This window comes from Pseudomonas sp. NPDC012596 (assembly GCF_042902325.1).
Lineage (GTDB): Bacteria > Pseudomonadota > Gammaproteobacteria > Pseudomonadales > Pseudomonadaceae > Aquipseudomonas.
Map to the genome: position 1 here is coordinate 207,396 of NZ_JBIBEB010000003.1, position 12,051 is coordinate 219,446.

Below are 12,051 nucleotides of genomic sequence, written 5' to 3' on the forward strand. Positions count from 1 at the left end.
ATCAGGCTGATGAGCTGACGCCCAGGTGTCGCTGAATGTTTGCGAGTGCCGCTCGGTGCCGGGCAAGGGCTTCGATGCCCTCGGCTACAGTGACGGGCTTGAAATGGATGCTGCAGCCGACGCCTGCTTGGGCAAGGCGCCATAGGTCGCAATCAAGCACCGTGGCGATCTTTGGATAGCCGCCACAGGTATTGGCTTCTGCCAGTTGCACGATGGGTTGCCCTGCCGGCGGCACCTGGACAGTGCCCGGCGCAATGCCATGAGAGAGCAATTCGATGGGTCGAACTGTATGCAGGGGTTGGCCCTGGAGGCGGTAACCGACCCGGTTGGACTGCGCAGTGACTTCGTAGGGAGTGGAATAGAACGCGTCCAATGAAGTGGAGGAAAAGTCGTCAGCCTGAGCTGCAGCGATCGCCCGCACCGTCACCTGCTGGCCGCGCATAGCCTCTGCATGCTGCACCCGCTCAAGGGGCAGGATGGCACGTCCTGCTAACGAAAGGCTTTGGGGCAACAGTTGAAGACGGTCACCACGATTGAGGCCCCGCCCTTCATGACCGCCGAACCCCGCTTTCAGATCTGTCGCACGGGAACCCAATTGCACCGGTGCGTCAACACCACCTGAAAACGCAAGATAAGCCCTGACACCCAAGCGTGGGCGCTCAACCACAACCTGTTGGCCAGCCCTGATCTCCAGGCAAGTCCAACTGGGTACGGGATACCCATCTACCTTCAGTGCGCAGTGTGCACCGGTGCAACTGACGAGTAACTCGCGCTCTGCCTTGAAACGGAACGGAAAGATGTTCACTTCAAGACCTGCAGCGTTTTCCAGGTTGCCAACCAGCCAGTTAGCAATCATCAGCGCGGGCGCATCCATGGCGCCACTGCGGCTAACCCCCATCGCCATGCACCCCGAGCGCCCGAGATCCTGGACCAGGTTCAGCGCACCACCACTCAGTACTTCGATCATGACGCGACCTCCCGAACCAGGAACCGGACTTGATCGCCGGGCAACAGCAGGCATGGCTGCTGTCTTTGAATGTCGAACAGATCGACGTCAGTGCGCCCTATCGCGTGCCAGCCTGAGGGTGCGGTGCATGGCATTACACCGGCCTGCGCCCCACCAATAATCACAGTACCTTTGGCGAGCTGTGCCCGCGGCGACGCTCTTCTGGGTTTCGCCAGTTCAGCGGGTAGCCCGGTCAGGTAGGCGAAGCCGGGCATGGAGCCGACACACGCCACCTCGTAGGTCGCGTTACTGTGATAGTTGATCCACTGATCAATGCTGAGCCCCGCGTGCTCGGCGAGCATGGCCAGGTCCTCACCGGCTTCACCGCCGTAGATCACCGGTATTTCCATAACCCTGGGGGTGGAAGGAAGCGCGTCGGGATACAGCCAAAGGCTCTGAATCAGTTGCTCAATCGTCGAAGGTGAACTAACGAGCGGGTCAAACATGACCAACAGATTGTTCACCCCAAGCACCAATTCAGTGATCTGTTGATCAGTTTCCAGTGCGCGGGCCAGTGAAAAAAACTTTCTTTGCACGCTTGGCGAAAACACCGACAGGGAACTATCAACAAGCACTGCACCACACCCTGACGGGCTAAACAGTAATTCGGCGGCAGGCGTTTCAATAATGTCTATATCTCGCATGGCTTGATCCCACAGCGAAGGCTTGACAGGTAACCCAATTGGGCATCAGGAAGTTGCCTGTCTATTTCGGATTATTCTTCCAACGGTTTCTTCGCGGTTTCACGCGCGAATGCAAGCGCTATCAAGGTGATGATCAGCCCGCCGGCGATATAGAGGCTGACTGCGAAGGAAGACTCGTAGACCTTGAATATCCCCGTGATAACCAGTGGGGCCAGTCCGCTTCCGACAATGCCGGCCAAGGTATAGGCCAACGACGATCCGGCATACCTGACGCGAGTAGGGAATTGCTCGGTAACGAAAGCAGCCTGGGGGCCGAACATCATTGCCTGGAAGATCATGCCGACAATGACTGCCAGGCAGATGAGCACGGGGGATGCGGTATCCAGCAAGACGAAGAACACGAACCCCCAACCAATCGATAGCACAGCTCCCAACGCGTAAACCGGCCGGCGTCCCACTCGGTCGGAGAGCATGCCGAACAGCGGAACACTGACGGCATGGAACACGGAACCGATAATCGTGGCAGTCAGCGCAGTAGAGCGAGGTAAGTGCAGGACGTTAGTCACATAAGCGAGCGTGAATACCACCAGCAACGCGTAGACGATGTCCGAGCCGATACGTGCGCCGCCTGCGACCAGCAACCGCCGCCAGTGCCCAACGAACACTTCCCGCACCGGTGCGTCGACTTTGGCTTCCTTCGCCTCCATCGATTTGAATACCGGCGTTTCATCTACACCACGACGCAGCCAGAAACCGAGCATCACCAACAGCACACTGGACAGGAATGGAATACGCCAGCCCCATTCCTGGAACGTTTCTGGCGTCATGACGAAAGTGATCAAGGCGATGAACCCGGCGCCCAACAGGGTTCCGCAGGCCGGCCCTACCTGTGTGAATGAAGCATTCCGACCACGATGGCGATCTTCGCCATGCTCCATGGACAACAGTACCGACCCGGCCCACTCCCCACCAATAGCCGCCCCTTGCAGGAAACGCAGCAGGACCAGCAGGATTGGGCTCCAAATACCCCAGGTTTCATAGGTAGGTAACAACCCCATCAGCCCGGTCACCGTGCCCATCAGGATCAGTGTTGCCACCAACACCCAGCGCCGGCCGAGCTTGTCGCCCAGGCTGCCGAAGACAATCCCGCCCAGAGGGCGCGAGATATAGCCCACCGCGTAGGTGGAGAACGCAATGACGGTACCGGCCAACGGGTCGAACGAAGGGAAGAAGATGACGTTGAAGACCAGCGCCGCCATCAGGTTATAGACCGTGAAGTCATACCATTCGAGCGTAGTCCCGATCGAGCTGGCAGCGGCGAGTCGCCTGATGTCAGCGCGCTTGCCAGGATTTTCGGTGCTGATGGGTCCTGACTGATCCACGGATGCGATCGAAGTGTTCATCAATGCACCTCCCCGACCGAGTCCTTGCTCAGGCTCTGATACACGCCAAAACGAGTGCTACCGGGGCGCAAATGGATCAGGCTGGTTTCGGCAGCCTGTCGCGCCGCACTTTCGCTGGCGCATTCCACGATGAGTATGGGAGCCATCGGCCGCGGGTTGCCGGCTTCCTGGGGCAACGGCAAGCTCAGCGCTGGCACGGGACTTATAGCGTAGCTCTGGATGTACCCTGGGATCTCGGCAAGTGCTGAATGAAGCGTGTTCAGCGAGCGAGGTTCAGTTGCTTCGGCTGCTGCGACGACTGCCACCCACTCCCCTCCAGGCTGGTCAAATTGCCCAAAAGCTTCACCGATGCGACGGGTGGGGTTCTGCATGAGCGGAAGCATTTTCCTGGACCAGACAGACTGGTACTTGAACGCCTGCGCATATTCCGGGCAGTCGAAGGCAGAGATGCCCTCTGCCCAATACAGCGCGAGGTATTTGGGAGAATCGGATGAGGATCTAAAGCGTGTTGCCTTGATCACTCCGGCCATCGATGCACGGTCCGGAAGATGCTCCTCGTCGTACCAGCGGTTGAATTCAAGTTCATGCACTGCATCAATGTCAGATGCAACAAATAACATACCAAATGGTGAGCCGTTCATTGTTATTTTCCTCAGGGTGGCTTGACCTTGTGGCTATGTTCATCGATAGAAAAAACTTAGGCAAACGAGTTTTTTTACCCATCTTTGATAGAAAAAACTTTTCAAACAGCTCGTGTTTTTGCTTCTTTTTGAGTCATTAGATAACTTGTCAGCACCCATCCAGAGCGGACATTGGCTGCGTCCAAACAAAAAGGCTGCACCACCTGTATCGCACGTATGCAATTGAGGAGGTGCAGCCTTACGCTGCTCTACTTCAGCGTCGTTATCTAGCTATCGTGCGCCCTCGCAGAAGCGGTGGATGGCCTGGCACGCCGCACGCAGCGAGTCATCATCGAGCGCGTAAGCAATGCGCAAGTACCCTGAAAGACCAAAAGCACTGCCCTGGACGACTGCAACGTTGGCCTCCTCCAGCAAGGCCAGGGCCACGGCCTCATCGTTGATCAACTCACAGCCGGCGGGAGAACGCTTGCCGATCAGCCCAGAACAGTCGGCGAAAGCGTAGAAAGCCCCTCCTGGAACTTCGCAACTGATGCCCGGCGCCTGGTTGAGCAGCTCGACCATGAAGTCGCGACGCCGCTCGAAGACTTCGCGGCTATGGGCGATGAAGTCCTTCGGGCCGTCGAGGGCAGCGATTGCTGCGTGCTGCGAGATGGAACAGGCGCCTGACGTCTGCTGCCCCTGAAGCTTCTCCATCGCCTCAAGCAGCCAGCGGGGACCGGTAGCAAACCCGATTCGCCAACCCGTCATGGCATAGGCCTTCGACACGCCGTTCATGGTCAACGTCCGTGCAGCCAGACGTGGTTCAACCTGGGCAAGCGTGAGGAAGTCACGATTGTCGAAAATCAGGTGCTCATAGATGTCGTCAGCCAGAATCAGAACCTGCGGATGGGCCAGCAACACCTCAGCCAGCGCTTGCAGTTCGTCGCGATCGTACACGGCGCCCGTGGGATTGGACGGCGAATTCAGGATCAGCCAGCGGGTGTTCGGGCCGATGGCTTCGGCCAGTGCTTGCGGGGTCAACTTGAAGCTCGATTCGGCGCCACAGGCAACAATGCGCGACTCGCCACCACACAGCTCAACCATTTCTGGATAGCTGACCCAGTACGGCGCGGGGATCACAACTTCGTCGCCTTCGTTGAGGGTTGCGGCCAGGGCATTGAAGATGACCTGCTTGCCGCCGCTGCAAACCAGCGTGTCCTGCCAGCTGATGTCGAGACCATTTTCACGCTGGTATTTGCGCGCGATGGCTTCCCGCAACGCACGAAGGCCGGCCACTTGGGTGTAACGAGTTTGACCATTGTTGATTGCACTGATGGCTGCGGTACGGATGTGCTCCGGCGTATCGAAGTCAGGCTCACCCGCGCAAAGCGAAATGATCTTCGCCCCTTCTGCGCGTCGCGCAGCCACGCGGTCGATGATCTTGTAGGTTGCCGAAGGCTTGGCAGCCTCCAGGCGACGGTTCAGCGTTTCCAGGCTCACGCGTGTTCCTCCGGGTGAGTAAGGCCCATCAGGTCCATGGTGGTGTGACCCTCGCGTAGCTTGGCCATGAACAATGCCTCTTTGTCCGCACGTTTCTGGCCTTCGCGTAGCGTGCGTTCGACTGCATCCGCCGGGATGATGATCACACCGTCCTCGTCCGCGACGACCAGATCGCCGGCGCTTACTTGTGCACCGCTGAAGTCGAACGGTTTACCTACTGAAGGCGTAGTCGCCTTGACGGTACCTTTGACCGATATACCACGCGCAAACACTGGGAAGCCATGCGCTTCAAGCGCGGCGATGTCGCGTACGCCGCCATTGATTACCAAACCGACAATGCCTGCGGCCTGCGCCGCCACCGTGAGCACTTCACCCCAGTAGCCAGCAATGAAGTCGGCGCAATCACAGACCAGGACGCTACCGCGCGGCGCTTTGGCCACGGCCAAGTGCAGGCCCAGGTTGTCACCAGGCGAACACTGCAGCGGGTAAGCGGGTGCGGCAATAAAGGCGCCCTTCCAGACAGCGCGAATCTCGCGGTCGACTGCAGACGGCAGCCCAGAGGCCTCGTACAGGGTGGAACTACCGAGGACCTTTACAATGTTCTGATAATCGTGTGGAAGGCTCATGGCTGTTTGCTCTGCAGGGAGTGGTAACCGAGGGCGGCACGCGCTTCTTTGAGGCTCTTGCCAGTGGCGATCTGTTCGCGGATTTGCGCTTCGACATGTTCGATACGACGTGCCGTTTCAGCGACCTCCTGAGCACGATTACGCGGGACGATGACGACACCATTGGCGTCAGCGACAACGATGTCGCGGGCGCAAACTCGAGCTTGGCCAACCGACACCGGCTGGTTTACAGCCGCGACTTCCACGCGGTCCTTACCGGTACGCATGAAACGGCCTTTGCTGAACAGCGGGTAGCCCTCGCCCAGCGCCTTGTTCACATCGCGGCAGACTCCGTCAATGACCGTGCCGGCAATACCACGGGCCAGTGCGTACTGGGTCATGATGTCGCCCCACACCGTGCAATCGGTACGGCCGTCATTGGCGATGACCACCACATCGCCTGGTGCTACTTCATCAATGAAGTCACCGACAGTGCCGGGCGGTGTACTGGCACTGACGTACTGAACAGTGAAGGCAGGGCCGACCACGACCTGGCTGTAGTTGGCCAATGGCGCGATACCGAAGGCCTGGCCTGGAAGGCCCAGTTTATCCATCGCGTCGGACACACCCGGGGTATCCAAGCCTTCGAACAAGGCAACCAGGTCTTTATCAGAAAGGCTCATATCAGTGCTCCACCTTGATGGCTTCGAATTGCGTGTCATGCATGACTTCCTCGACCGAGCGACCGGCGCGGACAGCGTCGACCATGCCGGCTTGGCGCCGGTCAATACGCTCGGCCAGATCAAGCACTTTCTCGATGGCATTGACCGGAACGAAAACCGTGCCGCATTCATCGGCGATCACATAGTCGCCCTCATCAACTTCAACACCAGCCATGCGAACTTTGACGCCTGCATCGATCTGGATGAGCCTGTTGCGCGCGCTGATCATGGTCACGCCGCGACCGAAGACCGGGTAACCGATACCGGCGCTGCCGCGGATGTCGCGGCTGAAGCCATCGATGATCGACCCACGGATGCCTTTGCGCTGGGCTGCGTTGGCAAGGATGTCGCCCCAGCTGGAGATACCGTTGACACCACCGGCGATCACCAGCACTCGGTCATCGGTGGTGACCTGCTCCACGACCGGGGTAATCAGGTGAACGGTGGGCGCCACGTCCTGCTTTGGCCCCAGCTGCACGGTGCTGGCTCGGCCGACGATTTTGGGGCAGTTCCAGAGCGGCATCAGGCCATTAGTGGCGCCAGGCAGTTCGAGGAAGTCCAGAGCGTCCGACACTGTGTTGGTATCGAGCGCAGCCAGGCGTTCAAGCGGGGCTTTCAAGCTCATCTGTTGCAGGCCTCTTATAGGTGAGGCTTGAGTATCGGCGCTGAGATTTGATACGTATATTACGAAGAAGCTAAGCTTGTTATATCCTAAACCTATGGAAAAGCGCCGTGATCAACTTTCGCTTGATACGCCACCTTTGGCTGTTCCTGGCTGTGGCAGAAGACCAAAATTTCAGTCGCGCGGCCAAGCGGCTGGGTATGTCGCAACCGCCGTTGACAGAGCAGATCCAGGCGCTCGAACAGTCGCTACGCGTTCAACTTTTTACCCGTTCTCGCCGCGGTGCACAGCTGACTGCCGCCGGCGCCGCGATTCTTCCCGCGGTCCGGAAATTCGCTGATCAACTGGAGCGACTAGAGTTGGCGGTTCACGAAGCCGTCGCAGGCCATGCCGGCGTGGTGACCATCGGCGCGATTACATCGGCCATGATCGACGTGCTACCCCCGTTGATCGAGCGCTTCAAGCAGAACCATCCCTTGATTACGGTATCGGTTCGGGAGATAGATAGCGCGGAAGCCATACCCGCACTGGAGGCGGGTGATATCGACATTGCATTCGCACGCCTGGAAGGGAATCTCGGTCGACATATTCAATCATTGCCGTTGTCCGAAGATAGGCTGGCTGTCGCACTACCTAAAGACCATCCCTTAGCTGCCAGGGAGTCGATCTCTCTTCAATCCCTCGCGGACGAAACCCTGGTCATGGCATCACGGGATGTGAGTCCTGTGTATTTCGACTACCTGGTTGGGCAGTGCAAAGCCAGCGGCTTCGCACCGCGCATCGTCCACCAGGTGCGGTCCGTATCGTCACAAGTCGCCTTTGTCAGTTGCGGTCAGGGCATCGCATTGGTACCGACGTCCATGGGTAAACTCGCGCCGGAGAACGTCGTCATCCGCCCTCTGCATCCCGAAGTAAAAGTGGTGATCACGGCCATGGCCTGGCATAGCGAGCACAAAAATCCATTGGTGGAGGCAATGATCGACCATGCAAGACAAGATTTACTGTCATAGGCCGGGCGTATGACAGGGATCGTGGCTTCGTATTTTACAAATCATTTAGCTCGTTCAAGATTGGGGACTCTGTTATAGGAGTTTGTATCCGTGTCCCATGCAGCTCGCTTCACGTACGAGAAAATCCCACTGAGCATCGATGGTGTGCAGCTCGATCTGGCGGTGATACACCGCACCGGGCCAAAAACGCCCATCCTGTTCCTCCACGGATTCGGTTCTACAAAAGAGGACTACGCCGATATCACTCTGCAGGCGTCTTTCGAAGGACACCCCTTCATCGCCTATGATGCGCCAGGCTGCGGTGAAACAGAGTGTGCCGACCTCTCGCGCATCAACATCCCATTCCTGGTGAAAACCGCGCACGCCGTGCTGAAGCATTTCGGGATCGACAAGTTTCATCTGGTAGGCCATTCCATGGGGGGGCTGACCGGCTTGGTATTGGCTCACCAAGAGCCTGATCGCATTCAAAGCTTCGTTGATATCGAAGGCAACATCGCACCTGAGGATTGCTTCCTCAGTCGACAGATCCATGAGCATGACCGTGATGACGACGCGGGCTTCTTCCGTGATTTTATCAATCGCACTCGGTTGGCTTCGGATCCTGCAAGTGCACTCTATGCCGCCAGCCTCGCACATAAAGTACGGACTGGCGCTGTGCGTGGCATTTTCGAATCGATGGTCAATTTGTCCGACAACGCTCAGTTGATGGACAAGTTTCTCGCACTACCATTCCCGCGCCAGTATATGTATGGGGTAACCAACTCACACCTCTCCTATCTCGACCATATCGCTGCACAAGGCGTGGAACTGGCGTGCATCCCTGATTGCGGTCACTTCCCGATGTATTCGAATCCCGCCCTGATGTGGAAGTACATCAAGGCTTTGCAAGACCGCGCCTGAGCGGTTCATGTGTTTACCACGCGGCTAAGTTAGCCGCGTGAAGCTCGCACTACCCCCAGTAATAATAACAATGAGGTTGCGCCATGCTCGAAGCCATCAATGGTTTTCTTTCGGGAAAGCTGCTCATCGTCCTGGTCGTCGGACTAGGTACTTATTTCACCATCAAGACACGCTTTGTGCAGCTTCGCTATTTCCTGCACATGTTTAGAGTTTTCAAAGACAGCCTCACCAGCAGTTCAGCGCAAATCAGCTCGTTTCAAGCGCTCATGCTAAGCCTCGCGGGCCGGGTTGGTGCAGGCAACATTGCTGGCGTTGGGGTTGCTGTAACAATGGGTGGTCCGGGTGCTGTCTTCTGGATGTGGGTCACAGCCCTGGTTGGAATGGCGACCACGCTTATGGAATGTAGCTTGGCCCAGTTGTACAAGCGTAAAGATGCCAGCGGCCAATTCTATGGTGGACCGTCGTTTTACATTGAATACGGGCTGAACAAGCGATGGCTCGGCGTACTGATGGCAATTTTTCTCATCGTCACCTTTGGCTTTTCATTCAACGGCCTGCAATCGCATGCCGTCACCCACTCCCTGCAAAATGCCTTCGGCATCGATCCTACTCATTCGGGCATCGTCCTGGCCGTCGTGCTGGGGCTGGTGTTTGTAGGCGGCATCAAGCGTATCGCGAAGGTGGCAGACCTGTTGGTACCGGTGAAGACGCTAGCCTACGTGGCGGTAACACTCTACGTGATTGTTTTGCAGATCGATCACGTGCCAATGATGCTGCTGACCATCATCAAAAGCGCCTTCGGCCTGGACCAGGCTTTCGGCGGCCTCATTGGCAGCGCCATCGTGATGGGGGTCAAACGCGGCGTGTTTGCCAATGAAGCCGGCCTGGGCAGTGCACCAAACGTGGCGGCAGTGGCCGATGTCAGACACCCAATTTCTCAAGGTGTGGTACAGGCGTTTAGCGTGTTCTTCGACACGTTCGTCATTTGTACGTGCACTGCTCTGCTGATCCTGCTGTCCGGCTTCTACACCGCTGGCTTTGCCGGTGACGGTCTCATTCTGACCCAGAACTCACTGGCTGCGGTTGTGGGCGACTGGGGGCGCATTTTCATTAGCGCTGCACTGGCATTGTTCGTGTTTACCTCGATCCTCTACAACTACTACCTCGGCGAGAACAACCTGAAGTTTATCCTTGGTGAAAGCCGCAAGGTCCTTCTGGGCTACCGCGCCGTCGTGCTAGCACTCATCCTCTGGGGCTCGATGGAAGACCTATCAACCGTATTCGCGTTTGCCGACATCACCATGACCCTTTCCGCCTTGGTAAACCTGATCGCCCTGACGCTACTGTGCAAGGTTGGCCTCAGGCTGCTCGCAGACTACGACAAGCAACGTAAAGCGGGTGTTGCCGAACCCGTCCTGACCGCTAGGGCTTTTCAGGATGTGAATATCGACCAGGGCATCTGGGCTCACCAACCCCCTGGCCCCGTAGATAACCCAGCGGTTGTGGTTAGCCACCGCTAAATCTGGCTGTGGCAATGGGGTCACTTGCATGGCCCCATCGCCTGCATAACCTAGGAGGTTCAACATGAATGCGAGCCCGCTGCCTACTCCGCAGATCTGTTTTCCCGGGGGTAACTATTTGCACTTCGACGTAACCGCCAAAAATTTCAACTTGCCGGCTCAGGATCAGCTCACGCGGATCAAAAGAAAGGTCTTGAAAACAATCAAGGGTATTGAAGACATCAACCTCGGCCTGAACCACATGACGATCCTTTACAACCCCTATAGGATTTCCCCAATCAGTTTGGCTAACGATCTGAGGAAACTCTGGTTTGCCACGTGATCGTCGAAGGTAACTCCGAGTCAAATATGCCTAATGGCAGACTAAAGCTCATAGTCCGACAAGCGACTAACCAGATCCATTGCTGCGTTCATCTCGGCATAAGCTTCGTGAGGGCCACCCAAGTGGCCCTTCCCCTCATCCGGTTACCACCCGCCTCGCATCCCTTCGTACTGCCTGAGGCGGAACGCCAAGCCCGCGAATAAACACTTCCCGCATGTGTCGGCGATCCCTGAATCCCGTTTCTCTAGCCACTACATCCAAGCTGTGTCGACTCTGCTCGATCATCAACCGGGCAGCCTCCAGGCGCAGGCTTTCCACGGCCTTCGCCGGCGATTGTCCCGTCTCTGAAGTAAACACCCGAGTGAACTGCCTGGGGCTCAAATGCGCGACCTCAGCAAGCTCCTCAACGCTGAGTGGCCGGCCAAGATGCTTGCGTGCGTAATCCAAAGCGCTCTGGATGCGGTCAGACTTGGGGGAAAGCGTCAGCAGTTCGGAATGCTGGGACTGCCCACCGGAGCGGCGCTGGTGCATGACCAGTTTTCGCGCCACAGACCGAGCCATCTCAGTGCCGTGATCCTTTTCTACCATCCCCAATGCCATATCCAGAGCGGCAGTCATGCCCGCTGATGTCCATATCGGCCCATCCACAATGTAGATCCGGTCTTCTTCGACTTCGATTTTCGGGTGCAGCTCACGAAGCTTGTTGGCATAGGCCCAATGTGTCGTTGCCCGCCGATTGTCCAGGACGCCTGCCTGCGCCAACACGAAGCAGCCTGTGCACAGGCCTGCCGTGCGCCGCGCCCCGTCGACAAAACCTCGCACACTGGCAAGTACCTCCTCACTAGGCGGCGTCAACGGTGTCAACGTACCGGTAATCATCCATGTGTCGGCCAAGCCAGGAGCGCCCAAGGGTAGTGTGTCCATATACATCCCCAGCGAGGAGCGCACAGCGCCACCCTCGATGGAAAAGTTCTGAATCTTGTAGGCCATCTCGCCGGCCACGATATTCGCGAATTCGAATACGGCTTGTGTAGCCAAGGACATGACCTGAAAGCCTTCGGTGATGAGATAGCCGACCCGGTGCATCGAGAGACTCCATAGGGGATGTCCTAAAAACGTATCATATGCGTCGTTTAAGACAAAAGCGACCTTCTGCATCATGTCTCTACACCCAAGC

At 57.3% G+C, this 12,051-nt stretch carries 13 protein-coding genes; 4 read left to right on the plus strand and 9 right to left on the minus strand.

The features are described 5' to 3' along the window. Position 1: 1 nt before the first annotated feature. From ACFY68_RS05575 to ACFY68_RS05610, 8 genes are all read right to left on the minus strand, one after another. Positions 2-967 (minus strand): biotin-dependent carboxyltransferase family protein, encoded by a 966-nt coding sequence (locus ACFY68_RS05575; RefSeq protein ID WP_387524229.1) that lies wholly within the window; start codon positions 965-967, stop codon positions 2-4. Continuing rightward, a complete protein-coding gene (pxpB, locus tag ACFY68_RS05580) occupies positions 964-1,650 on the minus strand; it encodes a 5-oxoprolinase subunit PxpB (RefSeq protein WP_387524232.1) in 687 nt (228 codons plus the stop codon). Before pxpB ends, ACFY68_RS05575 begins: the two co-directional genes overlap by 4 nt. A gap of 71 nt (positions 1,651-1,721) precedes the next feature. Beyond that, positions 1,722-3,053: an MFS transporter gene (locus tag ACFY68_RS05585; RefSeq protein WP_387524235.1), complete on the minus strand. Its 1,332-nt coding sequence runs from the start codon at positions 3,051-3,053 to the stop codon at positions 1,722-1,724. Further along, a complete protein-coding gene (locus ACFY68_RS05590) occupies positions 3,053-3,694 on the minus strand; it encodes a hypothetical protein (RefSeq protein ID WP_387524237.1) in 642 nt (213 codons plus the stop codon). Before ACFY68_RS05590 ends, ACFY68_RS05585 begins: the two co-directional genes overlap by 1 nt. 270 nt (positions 3,695-3,964) lie before the next feature. Further along, on the minus strand, positions 3,965-5,173 hold the full coding sequence (locus tag ACFY68_RS05595) for a pyridoxal phosphate-dependent aminotransferase (protein ID WP_387524240.1): 1,209 nt from the start codon (positions 5,171-5,173) through the stop codon (positions 3,965-3,967). After that, positions 5,170-5,799, minus strand: a complete 630-nt coding sequence (locus tag ACFY68_RS05600) for an RraA family protein (protein ID WP_060545570.1) — start codon at positions 5,797-5,799, stop codon at positions 5,170-5,172. Before ACFY68_RS05600 ends, ACFY68_RS05595 begins: the two co-directional genes overlap by 4 nt. Then, a complete protein-coding gene (locus ACFY68_RS05605) occupies positions 5,796-6,461 on the minus strand; it encodes an RraA family protein (protein WP_387524243.1) in 666 nt (221 codons plus the stop codon). The genes ACFY68_RS05600 and ACFY68_RS05605 overlap by 4 nt, the downstream gene beginning before the upstream one ends. A 1-nt stretch (position 6,462) precedes the next feature. Next, positions 6,463-7,125 carry an RraA family protein gene (locus ACFY68_RS05610; RefSeq protein WP_387524245.1) on the minus strand — a complete coding sequence of 221 codons (663 nt, stop codon included), beginning with the start codon at positions 7,123-7,125 and terminating at the stop codon, positions 6,463-6,465. A gap of 107 nt (positions 7,126-7,232) precedes the next feature. Here ACFY68_RS05610 and ACFY68_RS05615 point away from each other — a divergent pair, with 107 nt between their 5' ends. The 4 genes from ACFY68_RS05615 (at position 7,233) to ACFY68_RS05630 (ending at position 10,874) form a co-directional block, all read left to right on the plus strand. Beyond that, positions 7,233-8,132, plus strand: coding sequence for a LysR family transcriptional regulator (locus ACFY68_RS05615; RefSeq protein ID WP_387524247.1), 900 nt, complete (start codon positions 7,233-7,235; stop codon positions 8,130-8,132). Positions 8,133-8,222: 90 nt separating this feature from the next. Then, positions 8,223-9,032 carry an alpha/beta fold hydrolase gene (locus tag ACFY68_RS05620; RefSeq protein WP_387524250.1) on the plus strand — a complete coding sequence of 270 codons (810 nt, stop codon included), beginning with the start codon at positions 8,223-8,225 and terminating at the stop codon, positions 9,030-9,032. Positions 9,033-9,115: 83 nt separating this feature from the next. Further along, positions 9,116-10,552 carry an alanine/glycine:cation symporter family protein gene (locus tag ACFY68_RS05625; RefSeq protein WP_387524252.1) on the plus strand — a complete coding sequence of 479 codons (1,437 nt, stop codon included), beginning with the start codon at positions 9,116-9,118 and terminating at the stop codon, positions 10,550-10,552. A gap of 64 nt (positions 10,553-10,616) precedes the next feature. Continuing rightward, positions 10,617-10,874: a carboxyltransferase domain-containing protein gene (locus tag ACFY68_RS05630; protein WP_387524255.1), complete on the plus strand. Its 258-nt coding sequence runs from the start codon at positions 10,617-10,619 to the stop codon at positions 10,872-10,874. A gap of 135 nt (positions 10,875-11,009) precedes the next feature. Here ACFY68_RS05630 and ACFY68_RS05635 read toward each other — a convergent pair whose 3' ends face one another. Beyond that, positions 11,010-11,960, minus strand: a complete 951-nt coding sequence (locus ACFY68_RS05635) for a GlxA family transcriptional regulator (RefSeq protein WP_387524654.1) — start codon at positions 11,958-11,960, stop codon at positions 11,010-11,012. Positions 11,961-12,051: the final 91 nt, after the last annotated feature.